16 protein-coding genes are annotated in these 15652 nt (G+C 67.2%); 10 read left to right on the top strand and 6 right to left on the bottom strand.

Annotation, left to right across the window (positions count from 1 at the left end):
• Positions 1–19: 19 nt before the first annotated feature.
• The 3 genes from AC1DSC_RS25545 to AC1DSC_RS25535 all read right to left on the bottom strand — a co-directional run bounded on the left by AC1DSC_RS25545 (position 20) and on the right by AC1DSC_RS25535 (position 3697).
• Positions 20–1003 carry an ABC transporter permease gene (locus AC1DSC_RS25545; protein WP_062367233.1) on the bottom strand — a complete coding sequence of 328 codons (984 nt, stop codon included), beginning with the start codon at positions 1001–1003 and terminating at the stop codon, positions 20–22.
• On the bottom strand, positions 1000–2622 hold the full coding sequence (locus tag AC1DSC_RS25540; RefSeq protein WP_369663615.1) for a sugar ABC transporter ATP-binding protein: 1623 nt from the start codon (positions 2620–2622) through the stop codon (positions 1000–1002). Before AC1DSC_RS25540 ends, AC1DSC_RS25545 begins: the two co-directional genes overlap by 4 nt.
• Before the next feature lie 118 nt (positions 2623–2740).
• A complete protein-coding gene (locus AC1DSC_RS25535; RefSeq protein ID WP_436288029.1) occupies positions 2741–3697 on the bottom strand; it encodes a sugar ABC transporter substrate-binding protein in 957 nt (318 codons plus the stop codon).
• Between the two features lie 215 nt (positions 3698–3912).
• On the opposite strand from AC1DSC_RS25535, the gene ychF reads away from it, so the two are divergent.
• Together ychF and AC1DSC_RS25525 are read left to right on the top strand one after the other, a co-directional pair.
• Positions 3913–5004 carry a redox-regulated ATPase YchF gene (gene ychF / locus AC1DSC_RS25530; RefSeq protein ID WP_319439544.1) on the top strand — a complete coding sequence of 364 codons (1092 nt, stop codon included), beginning with the start codon at positions 3913–3915 and terminating at the stop codon, positions 5002–5004.
• A gap of 9 nt (positions 5005–5013) precedes the next feature.
• Positions 5014–5688, top strand: coding sequence for a glutathione S-transferase (locus AC1DSC_RS25525; RefSeq protein WP_307595671.1), 675 nt, complete (start codon positions 5014–5016; stop codon positions 5686–5688).
• A 10-nt stretch (positions 5689–5698) separates the two neighbouring features.
• On the opposite strand, the gene AC1DSC_RS25520 is transcribed toward AC1DSC_RS25525, so the two are convergent.
• Positions 5699–6169 carry a YqaA family protein gene (locus AC1DSC_RS25520; RefSeq protein ID WP_436288028.1) on the bottom strand — a complete coding sequence of 157 codons (471 nt, stop codon included), beginning with the start codon at positions 6167–6169 and terminating at the stop codon, positions 5699–5701.
• A gap of 181 nt (positions 6170–6350) precedes the next feature.
• Here AC1DSC_RS25520 and dusB point away from each other — a divergent pair, with 181 nt between their 5' ends.
• The 3 genes from dusB to purH are packed head-to-tail and all read left to right on the top strand — an operon-like array spanning position 6351 to position 9293.
• Positions 6351–7409 (top strand): tRNA dihydrouridine synthase DusB, encoded by a 1059-nt coding sequence (gene dusB, locus AC1DSC_RS25515; protein ID WP_436288027.1) that lies wholly within the window; start codon positions 6351–6353, stop codon positions 7407–7409.
• Positions 7410–7428: 19 nt separating this feature from the next.
• Positions 7429–7665 (top strand): Fis family transcriptional regulator, encoded by a 237-nt coding sequence (locus tag AC1DSC_RS25510; protein WP_007838304.1) that lies wholly within the window; start codon positions 7429–7431, stop codon positions 7663–7665.
• Positions 7666–7685: 20 nt separating this feature from the next.
• Positions 7686–9293, top strand: a complete 1608-nt coding sequence (gene purH / locus AC1DSC_RS25505) for a bifunctional phosphoribosylaminoimidazolecarboxamide formyltransferase/IMP cyclohydrolase (RefSeq protein WP_436288026.1) — start codon at positions 7686–7688, stop codon at positions 9291–9293.
• Between the two features lie 48 nt (positions 9294–9341).
• On the opposite strand, the gene hemL is transcribed toward purH, so the two are convergent.
• Both hemL and thiD read right to left on the bottom strand, forming a co-directional pair.
• A complete protein-coding gene (gene hemL / locus AC1DSC_RS25500; RefSeq protein WP_436288025.1) occupies positions 9342–10637 on the bottom strand; it encodes a glutamate-1-semialdehyde 2,1-aminomutase in 1296 nt (431 codons plus the stop codon).
• Positions 10637–11602 carry a bifunctional hydroxymethylpyrimidine kinase/phosphomethylpyrimidine kinase gene (gene thiD / locus AC1DSC_RS25495; RefSeq protein WP_015867391.1) on the bottom strand — a complete coding sequence of 322 codons (966 nt, stop codon included), beginning with the start codon at positions 11600–11602 and terminating at the stop codon, positions 10637–10639. Before thiD ends, hemL begins: the two co-directional genes overlap by 1 nt.
• Before the next feature lie 111 nt (positions 11603–11713).
• Between thiD and AC1DSC_RS25490 the strand changes: the two genes are divergently transcribed.
• From AC1DSC_RS25490 to AC1DSC_RS25470, 5 genes are all read left to right on the top strand, one after another.
• Positions 11714–11884 (top strand): rubredoxin, encoded by a 171-nt coding sequence (locus AC1DSC_RS25490; protein ID WP_007838397.1) that lies wholly within the window; start codon positions 11714–11716, stop codon positions 11882–11884.
• An 82-nt stretch (positions 11885–11966) separates the two neighbouring features.
• Complete coding sequence (locus tag AC1DSC_RS25485; protein ID WP_015867390.1) at positions 11967–12365, top strand: response regulator; 399 nt, start codon at positions 11967–11969, stop codon at positions 12363–12365.
• Entirely contained in the window at positions 12366–12731 is a 366-nt protein-coding gene (locus AC1DSC_RS25480) for a response regulator (RefSeq protein ID WP_015867389.1), read from the top strand.
• Positions 12732–12750: 19 nt separating this feature from the next.
• On the top strand, positions 12751–13284 hold the full coding sequence (locus AC1DSC_RS25475; RefSeq protein WP_015867388.1) for a chemotaxis protein CheW: 534 nt from the start codon (positions 12751–12753) through the stop codon (positions 13282–13284).
• Between the two features lie 42 nt (positions 13285–13326).
• Positions 13327–15639 (top strand): methyl-accepting chemotaxis protein, encoded by a 2313-nt coding sequence (locus AC1DSC_RS25470; RefSeq protein WP_015867387.1) that lies wholly within the window; start codon positions 13327–13329, stop codon positions 15637–15639.
• The last annotated feature ends 13 nt before the right edge of the window (positions 15640–15652 follow it).

Below are 15652 nucleotides of genomic sequence, written 5' to 3'. Positions count from 1 at the left end.
TCCCCCTTTTTATGCAGCGTCAGGCCAGGCGGCGATCGGCCCGGCGCTGGCGCAAGGTGTCGATGATCACCGCAACCACGATGACCGCGCCGGTGATGATGCGTTTGCTCGGCTCGCTGGCGCCCACCTGCGCGAGCCCGGCCTCGAGCACCGCGATGATCAGCACGCCGAAGAAGGTGTTGACCACCGAGCCGCGCCCGCCCATGAGGCTGGTGCCGCCGATCACCACGGCCGCAATCACCTGCAGCTCGATGCCGACGCCGGCATTGGGGTCGGCCGCTTCGAGCCGCGCCGACTGCATGAGTCCCGCGAGCCCGGCCAGCAGGCCCGTGGCGGCAAACACGATGATGCGGATCGGCCGCGGATCGATGCCCGCGAGCCGCATCGCTTCTTCGTTGGTGCCGATGCCCACCACGTGCCGGCCGAACACCGTGCGCGTGAGCACCAGCTGGCCGGCGGCCACCAGCACCACCGCGAGCACGAAGGCCGCGGAAATGCCGCCGATCCACGGCGCGGCCAGGCCCGAGATCGCGTCGCCCACGTACTGCGTGCGCGAATCGGTCACCAGGTAGGCGCCGCCGCGCACCGCCTCCAGCATGCCCAGCGAGACGATGAAGCTCGGCAGCCGCCATGCGACCGACACCGCGCCCGTCACGCTGCCGCACACCAGTCCGGTGGCCAGGCCCAGCGCGGCGGCCACCGGCACCGAGAGCTTCCACTGGAGGATGGCGGCGGCCGTGACCGCCGCGCTCAGCGCAAGCACCGAGCCCACCGACAGGTCGATGCCCGCGATGATCAGCACGAAGGTCATGCCCACGGCCATCACCGCGAGCGCGGGAATCTCGTTGGCAATGGAGATGAAGGTTTCACGCGTGAGGAAATATTCGCTCAGCGTGCCGAAGAGCGCGACCATGCCCACGAGCACGACGGTCAGGCCCACGTAGGTGCCCAGCTGGCCCTTCAGGGCGGAGGGCGGGGCGGAGGTGGCGGCGGCTGCGGTCATGGTGTGTCGGCGGTGGCCGGTTGGCCCGGATTCGGATCGGAAATGGCGGAGCCCGCCGTGGGGGTTGCCGCGCTGGCGGCGCGGCCTGCCGCATCGCTGAAGGCGGCGGCCAGCAGCGATTGCTCGCTCCACTGGCCGCGCTCGAACACCGCGACCAGCCGGCCGGCGCTCATCACGCCGATGCGGTCGCACATGGCCATGAGTTCGCGCAGGTCGCTCGACACCATCAGGAGCGCCTTGCCGGCGTCGGTCATGCGGTCGAGCTCGGCGTACAGGTCGGCGCGCGCGCCCACGTCCACGCCGCGCGTGGGCTCGTCGAGCAGCAGCACCTTGCATTCGCGGTGCAGCCAGCGCGCGAACACCACCTTCTGCTGGTTGCCGCCGCTCAGGGTGGCCACCGGCTGCTCGATGCTGCGCGAGCGGATGCGCAGCAGCTCCACCAGCCGCCGGGCGATGCCGCGCTCCTTGGCGCGCTGCAGCCAGCCGGCGTGCGAGATGGCGCCCAGGTCGCTCAGCGTGGCGTTGACGCGGATCGGCTGCGTGAGCAGCAGCCCCTGCGACTTGCGGTCTTCGGTCACCAGGCCGATGCCGGCGCGGATGGCCTGCATCGGCGAGCGCCAGCCCTTGCGCACGCGCAGCACCGGCTGCGTGGCGGCAATGCCGTCGTAGAGAAGAATTTCGCCGCGGTCGGCGCGGTCGGCGCCGAACAGCAGGCGCACGAGTTCGGTCCGGCCGGAGCCGACCAGGCCCGCCAGGCCCATGACTTCGCCCGCATGCAGGTCGATGTCGACGTCCTTCACGGCCTCGGCCCGGCCGATGCCGCGCGCGCTCAGCAGCACCGGCCCGGCGATGCGGCGGTCGCGGCCCTCATGCTCGTGCACCGCGCGGCCCACCATGCGCTGCACCAGCTCGGCTTCGCGCACGCCGGCCATGGCGCGCACGTCCACCAGCCGGCCGTCGCGCAGCACCGCCACGCGGTCGGCAATGCGCTGCAGCTCCTCGAGCCGGTGCGACACATAAATGATGGCCACGCCGCGCGCCTTCAGCAGCTCGATCTGCTCGAACAGGTGCGAGGTCTCGCGCGGCGTGAGCATGGCGGTGGGCTCGTCGAGCACCAGCACGCGCGTGTCGTCCTGCAGGTTGCGCGCAATCTCCACCATCTGCTGCTGGCCGATGCCCAGCCGCGCCACCGGCGTGGCCGGGTCGATGTGCTCCATGCCGATCTTCGCGAGCTGGCGCGCGGCCAGATCGTGCAGCTTGCCGCGGCGGATCCAGCCGGTCTGGTTGGGCAGCCGGTCGAGCAGCAGGTTCTCGGCCACCGACAGCGTGGTGACCAGCCCCAGTTCCTGCATGACCATGCGCACGCCCAGCCGCTCGGCGTCGCGGCGGGAAGCAGGCTGGAACGCCGCGCCGCCGAGCAGCATCTGCCCGCGCGTGGGCTGCACCAGGCCGCAGACGATCTTCGACAGCGTGCTCTTGCCCGCGCCGTTCTCGCCCGTGAGCGCGAGCACTTCGCCGGCGTTCAGCACCAGCGACACGTCGTCGAGCACCGGCGCCGCATAGTCCTTGCCGAGCGCGCTCAGCGAGAGCACCGGCGTACTGCGATGGGCGTCAGTCACGATGACCACCTCATTCCAGAAACACCGAGGAACCGGCTTCGCCGGGCCTCAGGTGTTGCCCCCGGTAGGGGGTTGGCGAAGCGACACGAAGTGCGCGAAGACTGGGGGCGAGCAACATTTACTTGGCCGAGGTCTTGGTGACCAGCACCACGTCGGTCTTCACTTCGGCCGGCATGCTCGACTGCGGCTTCTTCTCGGCCAGCGCCTTGAGCGCGGTCTCGATGCCGAACACCGCCTGCTTGGCCGCGAACTGGTCGGCGGTGGCAAGCACGCGGCCGTCCTTCAGCATCGGCTTGATGGCGCCGATGTTGTCGTAGCCCACCACCAGCACCTTGCCGGTCTTGCCCGCGGCCTTGACGGCCGCCACGGCGCCCAGCGCCATGCTGTCGTTGCCCGCGAGCAGCGCCTTCAGGTCGGGGTGCTCGCGCATCATGCCGGCGGCCACCGTGTTGCCCTTGTCGATTTCCCACTGGCCCGACTGCACGCCCACCACCGTGGCGCCGGCGGCCTTCATGGCGTCCCGGTAGCCGAGGGTGCGCTGCTGCGCATTGAAGGTGGTCGACACGCCTTCGATGATGCCGACCTTGTCGCCGGCCTTCAGGCTCTTGGCGAGCTCGTCGCCCACCAGCTTGGCGCCGGCGCGGTTGTCGGGGCCGACGAAGGGCACCTGGATGCCCTTTTCCTTCAGCGCGGCGGCGTCGAACTGGTTGTCGATGTTGACCACGAGAATGCCCTTGTCGATGGCCGCCTTGACCACCGGCACCAGCGCCTTCGAATCGGCCGGCGCAATGACCAGCGCATTGATCTTCTGCGCCATCATCTGCTCGACCATCTTGATCTGGGCGGCCGTGTCGGTCTCGTCCTTGATGCCGTTGGCCACCAGGGTGTACTCCGAGGCATGCGCCTTCTGGTGCGCCTTGGCGCCGTCTTCCATGGTGCGGAAGAATTCGTTGGCCAGCGACTTCATGACCAGCGCGACCTTGGGCTTGTCCTGGGCCAGGGCGGGCGAGGCGGCGAAAGCGCCCAGCAGCGCCAGGGCGGCTGCGCTTTGCAGCGTGCGGCGGGTGAACTTCATGGGTGATGTCTCCTGAGGTGGTTGAGCGGTGCGCCGGTCTGTGGCCGGGGCATCGATGTTAACCAACGAAAACGTTTGCGCAAACGTTTGCTAATCCGGTTTAACCCTGATTCTTGGCCAGGGGGTTTCCGGGGCGGGTGAAGCGGCCCGAAATGCGCGCGGCCGAGGGAAAACCTGGACAGCCTAAAATCCCCGGTTACCCAAGAGGACCCCCCATGAGTTTGCAATGCGGCATCGTCGGCCTGCCCAACGTCGGTAAATCCACCCTTTTCAATGCGTTGACCAAGGCCGGCATCGCAGCGGAAAACTATCCGTTCTGCACCATCGAGCCCAACGTGGGCGTGGTGGAAGTGCCCGATCCGCGGCTCGACCAGCTCAGCGAGATCGTCAAGCCCGAGCGCGTGGTGCCCGCCATCGTCGAGTTCGTCGACATTGCCGGCCTGGTGGCCGGCGCCAGCACGGGCGAGGGCCTGGGCAACAAGTTTCTTGCGCACATCCGCGAAACCGACGCCACCGTGAACGTGGTGCGCTGCTTCGACGACGAGAACGTGATCCACGTGGCCGGCAAGGTCGACCCGATCTCCGACATCGAGGTGATCCAGACCGAACTCTGCCTGGCCGACCTGGCCACGGTCGAGAAGGCGCTGCACCGCCACACCAAGGTGGCGCGTTCGGGCGACAAGGACGCGCAGAAGCTCGTCGGCCTGCTCGAGCGCTGCCAGGCCGCGCTGAACGAGAACACGCCGGTGCGCGCGCTCGAGTTCACGAAGGAAGAACAGCCGCTGGTGAAGTCGTTCACGCTGATCACCGCCAAGCCCGCGATGTTCGTCGGCAACGTGGCCGAAGACGGCTTCGAGAACAACCCCTACCTCGACCGCCTGCGCGAATACGCCGCCAAGCAGGGCGCGCCCGTGGTCGCCATCTGCGCCAAGATCGAAGCCGAACTGGCCGAGATGGACGACGAGGACAAGAAGATGTTCCTCGCCGAAATCGGCCAGGACGAGCCGGGCCTCAATCGCCTGATCCGCGCGGCCTACAAGCTCTTGGGCCTGCAAACCTACTTCACCGCCGGCGTGAAGGAAGTGCGCGCCTGGACCATCCACATCGGCGACACCGGCCCCCAGGCCGCCGGCGTGATCCACGGCGACTTCGAGAAGGGCTACATCCGCGCCCAGACCATTTCGTTCGAGGACTACATCGCCTACAAGGGCGAACAGGGTGCAAAGGACGCGGGCAAGATGCGTTCGGAAGGCAAGGAATACGTCGTCAAGGATGGCGACGTGATGAACTTCCTCTTCAGTTCGTAAAGCCGCCTCATGCTCACCGTTCATCACCTGAACAACTCGCGCTCGCAGCGCGTGCTCTGGCTGCTCGAAGAACTCGGCCTGCCTTACGAGATCGTCCATTACCAGCGCGATCCGCAGACCATGTTGGCGCCCGCTTCGCTGCGGGCCGTGCATCCGTTGGGCAAGTCGCCGGTGGTGACGACGGAAGACGGGCTGGCGCTGGCGGAGTCGGGCGCGGTCATCGAAACGCTGATCGAGCGCCATGGCAGCGGCCGGCTCGCGCCCGCGGCGGGCACGCCCGAGGCGGTGCGCTATCGCTACTGGCTGCACTTCGCGGAAGGCTCGGCGATGTCGCCGCTGCTGCTCAAGCTGGTGTTCGACAGGATCGAGAACAGCAAGATGCCGTTCTTCGTGAAGCCGATTGCAAAAATGATCTCGGGCAAGGCGAAGGCGGCCATCGTCACGCCCAACATCGAGAGCCACCTGAATTTCATGGAAGGCGAACTCGGCAAGAGCGAATGGTTCGCCGGCAGCGAATTCACCGGTGCCGACATCCAGATGAGTTTTCCGGTCGAAGCCGCGCAGGCGCGCGGCGGCCTCGATGCGAAGCGGCCCAGGCTCATGGCGTACCTGGAGCGCATCCATGCGCGCCCGGCCTACCAGCGCGCGCTCGAACGCGGCGGCCCCTACGGCCTGCTGAGCTGAAGCGGCCGGCTCACGACGGGAACACGTAGAGCAGCGCGACCGTCATACAGATGTAGCGCAGGAACTTCCCGATGGCCATGTAGCCAAGGCATGGCCAGAACGGCAGCTTGAGCCAGCCGGCCACCGCGCACAGCGGATCGCCCACCAGCGGCAGCCAGCTCAGCAGGCAGGCCTTGGGTCCGAGCCGCTCCAGCCAGCCCAAGACCCGCACATGATGTTTCGAGTGCGAATATTTGTCTGCCACCTTGTGCGCGCCGTAGCCCATCCACCAGTCGACCGCACCGCCCAGCGTGTTGCCCACCGTCGCGACCAGGATGGCCGGCCAGAACATGTCGGGGTTGAGCTTGAGCAGGCCGAAAAGAATGGGCTCCGAGCCCACCGGCAGCAGCGTGGCCGAAACGAAGGCCGCGATGAACAGCGTGGAGAGTCCGTATTGCGGAAGCGCAAGGAGCGCCAGGAGTGCGTCGAGCCAGGCTTGCATAAAGTGAAATGAGTCGACGCAGTATAGGCAGCGGCCCCTCTGCGCCAGGTCGGAGAAAACGCCGGATGCAGCCGTTGCTTGCGGTGTACCGCGCGCGCAAATCGTTTCAGCGCATGGCATCGCGCGTGGCTACAATCGTGCCTCATTTTTCAGCAGCCGCTCTCGCGACGCCTTCCACTTCATGACCTTGCAGATCGGCACCCACACGCTGGAAAACCGCCTGTTCGTCGCGCCCATGGCCGGCGTGACGGACCGGCCGTTCCGCATGCTGTGCCGTGAACTCGGCGCGGGCTATGCGGTCAGCGAGATGGTCACCTCGCGCAAGGAACTCTGGAACACGCTCAAGACCTCGCGCCGCGCCAACCACGACGGCGAGCCCGGTCCCATCGCGGTGCAGATTGCCGGCACCGATGCGGCCATGATGGCCGAGGCCGCGGTCTACAACATCGAGCGCGGCGCGCAGATCATCGACATCAACATGGGCTGCCCGGCCAAGAAGGTCTGCAACAAGTGGGCCGGTTCGGCGCTGATGCGCGACGAGCCGCTGGCGCTTGAAATCGTGCAGGCCGTGGTCGATGCAGCGCAGCCCCACAACGTGCCGGTCACGCTCAAGATGCGCACCGGCTGGAGCGAAGAGCACCGCAACGCAGTGAAGCTCGCGCGCGATTTCGAATCGGCCGGCGTGCAGATGCTCACCGTGCACGGCCGCACCCGCGAGCAAGGCTACAAGGGCAGCGCCGAGTACGACACCATTGCCGCAGTGAAGGCCGCGGTGCGCGTGCCGGTGGTGGCCAATGGCGACATCCGCTCGCCCGAGAAGGCGCGCGAAGTGCTCGCGGCCACGGGCGCCGACGCGGTGATGATCGGCCGCGCCGCGCAGGGGCGGCCCTGGATCTTCCGCGAGATCGCCCATTTCCTGGCCACGGGCACGCACCTTGCGCCGCCGCTGGTCGCCGAAGTGCGCCGCCTGCTGCTCGACCACCTGGTGGAGCACTACGCGCTCTACGGCGAATTCAGCGGCGTGCGCACCGCGCGCAAGCACATCGGCTGGTATGTGCGCACGCTGCCGGACGGCGAAGCCTTCCGCGCACGGATGAACACCATCGAAGACTCCGCTGCGCAACTGCACGCGGTCGGCGATTATTTCGACGGGTTGGCGGACCGCATGGACCGCATGCCCGTGCACCAGGCGGCCGAAGAGCTGTCCGGTGAAGAGGAGGCGGCCTGCGCCGCCGGTTGAGAGGAAGAGAAGAAAAAGCATGAGCAAGAAACACATCGAGGACTGCGTGCGCACCAGTCTGGACAGCTACTTTCGTGATCTGCGCGGCACCGAACCCGACGGCATGTACGAGATGCTCGTGCGTGTGGTCGAGAAGCCCCTGCTCGACGTCGTGATGACGCGCGCCGAGGGCAACCAGTCGAAGGCCGCGCAATGGCTGGGCCTGAATCGCAACACGCTTCGCAAGAAGCTGGTTGAACACAAACTCCTGAAATAAATAACTCCACGGCATATTCCATGGCCCAGACCGCACTCATCTCCGTCTCCGACAAAACCGGCATCCTCGAATTCGCGCAGGCGCTGCATGCGCTGGGCATCAAGCTGCTGTCCACCGGCGGCACCGCCAAGCTGCTGGCCGATGCCGGCCTGCCCGTGACCGAAGTGGCCGACCACACCGGCTTTCCCGAAATGCTCGACGGCCGCGTGAAGACGCTGCACCCCAAGATCCACGGCGGCCTGCTCGCGCGGCGCGACCTGCCCGCGCACGTGGCGGCCATCCAGGAACACGGCATCGACACCATCGACCTGCTGGTGGTCAATCTCTATCCGTTCGAAGCCACGGTGGCCAAGGCCGGCTGCACGCTCGAAGACGCGATCGAGAACATCGACATCGGCGGCCCGGCCATGGTGCGCAGCGCGGCCAAGAACTGGAAGGACGTGGGCGTGCTGACCGACGCCTCGCAGTACGCCGTGGCGCTGGCCGAACTCCAGGCCGGCGGCAAGCTCAGCGACAAGACCAAGTTCGCGTTCTCGGTGGCCGCGTTCAACCGCATCGCCGACTACGACGGCGCCATCAGCGACTATCTCTCGGCCATCGACTTCGACGCCAGCATCGGCCAGCCTTCGCCCACGCGCTCGCTGTTCCCGGCGCAAAGCAACGGCCGCTTCGTGAAGGTGCAGGACCTGCGCTACGGCGAGAACCCGCACCAGCAGGCCGCGTTCTACCGCGACCTGCATCCGGCGCCCGGCTCGCTGGTGTCGGCGAAGCAACTGCAGGGCAAGGAGCTCAGCTACAACAACATCGCCGATGCCGACGCCGCATGGGAATGCGTGAAGAGCTTCGACGTGCCCGCGTGCGTGATCGTCAAGCACGCCAACCCCTGCGGCGTGGCGGTGGGCAAGGACGCGGCTGAAGCCTACGGCAAGGCCTTCAAGACCGACCCGACCTCGGCCTTCGGCGGCATCATCGCCTTCAACCGCCCGGTCGACGGCGAGACCGCGCAGGCCATTGCCAAGCAGTTCGTCGAAGTGCTGATGGCGCCGGGCTACACGCCCGAGGCGCTCGCCGTGTTCCAGGCCACCAAGGTCAAGCAGAACGTGCGCGTGCTCGAGATCGCACTGCCGCCGGGCGGCACCACCGACTGGGACAACGGCCGCAACGCAATGGACGTGAAGCGCGTCGGTTCGGGCCTGTTGATGCAGACCGCCGACAACCACGAGCTCGCGGCGAGCGACCTCAAGGTGGTCACGAAGAAGCAGCCCACGCCCGAGCAGCTGCAGGACCTGCTGTTCGCATGGAAGGTCGCCAAGTACGTGAAGAGCAACGCCATCGTGTTCTGCGCCGGCGGCATGACCATGGGCGTGGGCGCGGGCCAGATGAGCCGCCTCGACTCGGCGCGCATCGCGAGCATCAAGGCCGAGCATGCGGGCCTCTCGCTGAAGGGCACGGCGGTGGCAAGCGACGCCTTCTTCCCGTTCCGCGACGGGCTCGACGTGGTGGTCGATGCCGGCGCGAGCTGCGTGATCCAGCCGGGCGGCTCGATGCGCGACCAGGAAGTGATCGATGCCGCCGACGAGCGCGGCGTGGTCATGGTGCTCTCGGGCGTGCGCCACTTCCGGCACTGAGCCTGTGTGCTCGGGCGGGGCACCCTTCGGCGCCCCGCAACAGACGGGTCAGAGCGAGCGCAGCGTCCTGAAAACCTGCCGCGCCGCATCAATGGTTGCGGCAATGTCGTCGTCGCCATGCGCCGCGCTCACGAAGCCGGCCTCGTAGAGCGCCGGCGCGATGTACACGCCGCGCTCCAGCAGGCCGTGGAACAGCGCGTTGAACTTCGCGTTGTCGGTGGTCATCACGGTCGCGTAGTTCTGCGGCAGCTCGTTCATCAGGAAGAAGCCGAACATGCCGCCCTCGCTGTCGGCGTTGAAGGGCAGCCCCTCGGCCGCGGCGGCGGCCTTGAGGCCGTCGGCGAGCGAGCGCGTCTTCTTGCCGAGCGCCTCATAGAAGCCGGGCTTCGAGATTTCCTTCAGCGTGGCAAGGCCGCAGGCCGTGGCCACCGGGTTGCCCGACAGCGTGCCGGCCTGGTAGACCGGGCCGAGCGGCGCGAGCTGCTCCATGATGGCGCGCGGGCCGCCAAAAGCCGCCAGCGGCATGCCGCCGCCGATGACCTTGCCGAGCACCGTGAGGTCGGGCGTGATGCCCAGCACGCCCTGCGCACCGTGCAGGCCGACGCGAAAGCCGGTCATCACTTCGTCGAACACCAGCAGCGCGCCGTGCTGCGTGCACAGCTCGCGGCAGCGGGCGGCGAAGGCGGGCGTGGCGCGCACGAAGTTCATGTTGCCGGCAATCGCCTCGATCATCAGGCAGGCGATGTCGTTGCCATGCAGCGCGAAGGCTTCCTCGAGCTGCACGATGTTGTTGTACTCGAGCACCAGCGTGTGCTGCGTGACCTCGGGCGGCACGCCGGCCGAGGTGGGGTGGCCGAAGGTGGCGAGGCCGGAGCCGGCCTTCACCAGCAGCGCGTCCGCATGGCCGTGGTAGCAGCCTTCGAACTTGATGATGTGCTTGCGGCCGGTGGCGCCGCGCGCCAGGCGCAGCGCGCTCATGGCGGCCTCGGTGCCCGAGCTCACGAGCCGCACCATCTCCATCGACGGCATCAGCGCCAGGATGGCTTCGGCCAACTCGATCTCGCGCTCGGTTGGCGCGCCGTAGGAGAAGCCCTCGAGCACGGCTTTCTGCACCGCCTCGACCACCGCGGGGTGGCCGTGGCCCAGGATCATCGGGCCCCAGGAGCCGATGTAGTCGATGTAGCGCTTGTCGTTGGCGTCCCAGAAATAGGCGCCCTCGGCGCGGCGGATGAAGCGCGGCGTGCCGCCCACGGCCTTGAAGGCGCGCACCGGCGAATTGACGCCGCCGGGGATGACGGCGCGGGCGCGCTCGAAAAGAATGTCGTTTTGGTCAGCGTTTGGCATCAGTGTCGGGTGTCGTGAGGGGGCAGGGCAAAGTCTTGCGGGGCGTCGGGGTCTTCATCGTCGTCATCGTCGTCTTCCGGCTCGGCCCAGAACAGGCGGTCCGGCAGCACGTGGCCCATGCCGGGCCGGAAACCCGCGTCGAGGCAGCGGTCCATGTAGGCCAGGGCCTCGGTGGTGGCGGCCACCAGGTCGGTGCCGCTCGCGAGCAGGGCGGCCAGCGCGGCCGACAGCGTGTCGCCCGCGCCGGCAAAGACCGCTTCGAGCCGCTCGTATTTCTCGCTGGCGAGCACCGACTGCGGCGAGGCCAGCACGTTGTCGATGAACTGGTCGGGCAGCACCATGCCGGTCACCAGCGTGTAGGGCACGCCGAACTCGCCGGCGGCCTTGGCGATGTCGCGCGCGCCGGGCGGACGCTCGCCGCTCCAGTCGGGCAGCAGCCAGCGCCACAGCGTACTGTGGTTTCCAACCAACACTGTGGCCTGGGGCAGCAGCAGCTCGCGGAAGGCGTCCAGATAGCCCTCGATGAGGTCCTCGTCCCACCAGGAAAGGTTGGGCATGTAGGCCACCAGCGGCACCTCGGGGTAGTCGGAGGCGGTCTCGGCGATGGTGCTCAGCGCGTCGGGCGTTCCGACGAAGCCCACCTTGATGAGCTGGACCTCCACGTCCTCGAGGATGGCGCGCGCCTGCTCGGCGATGGCCTCTTCCTCGAAGGCGAAATGGTCGAAGATCTCGGCCGTGTCGCGGGCGTAGGCGCCCGTCACCACCGGCAGCATGTGCGCGCCGACCGAGGCCATGGCCAGTGCGTCCGCGCCCAGGCCGCCCGCGCCGCTCGGATCGCTGGCGTTGAAGACCAGCACGCAGGGCGGATTCAGGTCGCGCTCGGCCACCTCTTCGGCGTCCGGCGAGGGGTCGTTAAGATTGCCCGGTTTGCGGGCGTGGTCTGCTGGATGTAAGTAGATGGTCATACGCCGGGCGAAATCCCCTGGATGGTGGCATAGGCGCGACGTTTACCGTCCGCCAGTGAGATACGCATAGATACACTCGTTGCATTTAATGAACAAGGACTTTAAGCTCCGATGAATACGAAAACTTGGATGTGCCTGATTTGTGGGTGGATCTATGACGAAGCGGTTGGTGTACCGGAAGACGGCATCGCGGCAGGCACGGCCTGGGCCGATGTTCCGATGAACTGGACCTGTCCTGAGTGCGGTGCGCGCAAGGAAGACTTCGAAATGGTTGAAATCTGAAAGCATGGCATAGGGCTACGCGATTTGCGCCGATGTACGGTGCGGCGGGCATCCAAGTCTCATCTCAGCAGGAGCATGTGCAATGGGGCCGAATGGATCAGGTTACAAGGTGCTCGTCATCGACGACAGCAATACGATCCGGCGCAGTGCCGAAATATTTCTGAAGCAGGGCGGGCACGAGGTTCTTCTCGCGGAAGACGGCTTCGACGCGCTCTCCAAGGTTAACGACCACAAGCCGCATCTGATTTTCTGCGACATCCTGATGCCGCGGCTGGACGGCTACCAGACCTGCGCCATCATCAAGCGCAACGCTCATTTCTCCAATGTTCCGGTCGTGATGCTCTCCTCGAAAGACGGCGTCTTCGACAAGGCGCGCGGCCGCATGGTCGGGTCGCAGGACTACCTGACCAAACCCTTCACCAAAGACCAGCTGCTGCAGGCCGTGCAGCAGTTTGGCACCCTTCAACAGGAAGTGCAGTAAATGCCCATTCGAAAAATCCTCGTCGTCGACGACTCCAAGACGGAACTGGTGTTCCTCTCGGACCTGCTCCAGAAGAACGGCTTTGCGGTCAAGACCGCCGAAAACGCCGAAGACGCCATGCGCCGCCTCGAAGAGGACCAGCCCGACCTGATCCTCATGGACGTCGTCATGCCCGGCCAGAACGGCTTCCAGCTGACGCGCGCCATTGCCCGCGATCCGCAGTACGCCGCCATCCCGATCATCCTGTGCACCAGCAAGAACCAGGAAACCGATCGCGTCTGGGGCATGCGCCAGGGCGCCCGCGACTACATCGTGAAGCCGGTCAACGCGGCCGAGCTGATGTCCAAGATCAGCGCGCTGGCCTGAGCAGGCGCCTGCCGAGTCCATGGCCAATCGCGACGCTCTCCGAGCCTTCCAGTCCCGGCTTGCAAGCCGCCTGCAGGCTGCGCGCACGACCGGCGTCGCCGCCTCGTGGCTCGCGGTCGAGGCGGGCGAGGGCAAGTACCTGTTCCCACTCGGCCACGCGGGGGAAATCTTCCCGTGGACGCCGCCGCAGCCCGTGCCCTACACGCAGCCCTGGTTCCTGGGCGTGGCCAACCTGCGCGGCGGCCTCTATGGCGTGGTGCACCTGTCGGCATTCGCCTCGGGTGCGCCGGACAACACGGCCGCCACCGAGGCGGCCCGCATGCAATCGCGGCTCGTTGCCCTCAACGAACTGCTCGAAGTGAACTGCGCGCTGCTGGTCGACCGGCTGGCGGGACTGCGCGGCGCCGAGGCCTTCACGGCTTCGGAGCCGCCTGGCGCACAGGCACCCGCCTGGCTGGGGCATCTGTACACCGATGCGGCGGGCGAGCGCTGGCAGGAAATCAACCTGCAGGCGCTTTCTCAGCAACCCGAGTTTTTGAGTATTGGCGCCTAGTGCTTCCGCACAGCCCAAAGACAACCACCTGAAGGACCGACCGTGAGCTCGATCGCCGACAAGTTCAAGAAATTACTGCCCGCGAACAGCGGCAACGACAAGGCCCGCGTCGACGGCTCCGGTTCCATATCGCTCGACGACGTCGACACGGTTCAGGCCCTGGAGGAAAAGACCATTCGGCTGGCCCGCAAGGACGGCGCGCCGGCCGCGCCGCTGCCCGCCGGCTTTGCCGACGAAATGCTCGGCGGCAGCGAGGCGGCCAACGAGGCGGCATCGCCCGAAGGCGCCGTGCCCCAGGCCGCAGGCGGCCGCGCGGGTTCGAACCCGGCGCGCCAGCAGCGCGTCCTGGCCATCATGCTCGCGGTGGTGGTGCTGCTGCTGCTGCTGGTGGCCGGCTCCGCCATTCTTCGCGCCGAGCGCCTTGCGCAGCAGGTGGCCGCCACCGGCCAGTCGCTGATGCAGTCGCAGCGGCTCGCAAAGTCGATCTCCCAGGCCCTGGTGGGCAGCGCCCCGGCCTTCGTCGAAGTGAAGGACAGCGCCGACGACCTCACGCGCCGCGTGCAGGGCCTGACCAACGGCGACGACGCCCTGCGCCTGGAGCGCGTGGGCAACCAGTACGACGAGGACATGGCCAAGATCAACCCCCTGGTCGTCCGTGCCGATGCCAGCGCCAAGGTCGTGCTGGCCCAGCGCCAGATCCTGACCCAGGTGGGCGCCGCCCTGCGCGACATCAACCAGCAGTCGTCCGCGCTGCTCGAAATGACGGAAACCGTCGCTTCGCTGAAGATGCAGCAGAACGCCACGCTGCCTGAAATCTCGGCGGCCGGCCAGCTCGTGATGCTGACCCAGCGCATCGGCAAGTCGACCAACGAGTTCTTCACGGTCGAGGGCGTGAACCCCGACGCCGTGTTCCTGCTCGGCAAGGACCTGAACACCTTCCAGGAAACCACGCGCGGCCTGCTCGACGGCAATGCGCAGCAGCGCTTCCCCGGCTCGAAAGACCCGCAGACCCGCCAGCAGCTCGAAGCCATTCTCAAGACCTACGAGCAGATGCGCACGCAGGCCTCGGCCATCCTGGGCAACCTGCAGGGCCTGGTGGCCGCGCGCGAAGCGCAGGCTTCCATCCTGACCGACAGCGAACCGCTGCGCAAATCGCTCGGCGAGCTGCAGGACAAGCTGTCCGCGCGCACCGGCCTTGGCGCCGGAACGATCGTGATGCTGTTCGTGCTCTCGCTGGCCGCCCTGGCGCTGGCCGGCGCCATCGGTTTCGTGCAGGTGCGCGAAGGCCGCGAACGTGCCGCCGTTGCAGAGCGCGAGCGTCTCGCGGCCGAGCAGGCCAGCGAAGAGGCCGGCCGCATCAACAACGCCAACCAGGCCGCCATTCTTCGGCTGATGAACGAACTGCAGACGGTGGCCGAAGGCGACCTGACGCAGGAAGCCACCGTGACCGAGGACATCACCGGCGCCATCGCCGACTCGGTGAACTACACGGTGGAAGAACTGCGCCTGCTGGTGGGCAACGTGCAGAACACGGCCACCCGCGTGGCGCAGACCACCTCGCAGGTGGAAAGCACCTCCACCGAACTGCTCGCCGCCTCGACCGAGCAGCTGCGCGAGATTCGCGAAACCGGCCAGTCGGTGGTGACCATGGCCGAGCGGATCAACGGCGTGTCCTCGCAGGCGCAGGAGTCCGCCACGGTGGCGCGCCAGTCGCTGCAGGCCGCGTCCTCGGGCCTGCAGGCCGTGCAGAACGCCATCGGCGGCATGAACTCCATCCGCGACCAGATCCAGGAAACCTCCAAGCGCATCAAGCGCCTGGGCGAGTCGTCGCAGGAGATCGGCGAAATCACCGAGCTGATCTCGGACATTACCGAGCAGACGAACGTGCTGGCGCTGAACGCCGCCATCCAGGCCGCATCGGCCGGTGAAGCCGGCCGCGGCTTCTCGGTGGTGGCCGAAGAAGTGCAGCGCCTGGCTGAACGCTCCGCCGACGCCACGCGCCAGATCTCGGCGCTGGTGAAGGCCATTCAGACCGACACGCAGGACGCGGTGGGCGCCATGGAGCGTTCCACGCAGGGTGTGGTCGAAGGGGCCAAGCTGTCCGACAATGCCGGTACCGCGCTGTCCGAGATCGACCGCGTGTCGCGCCGGCTTGCAGACCTCATCGAGCAGATTTCGCAGTCCGCCTCCCGCGAGGCCGATTCGGCCAACGTGGTGGCCGCCAACATCCAGCACATCTTTGCCGTGACCGAGCAGACCGGAGAAGGTACCCGCAACACCGCCCAGCAGGTGCGCGAGCTGTCGCAGATGGCCGAGGAACTGCGCCGCTCGGTGGCCCGATTCAAGATCGCCTGATGAAGCTCTCCCC

This window comes from Variovorax sp. 01N425, from assembly GCF_056399465.1.
This window is presented reverse-complemented; position numbering and strand designations above follow the sequence as displayed.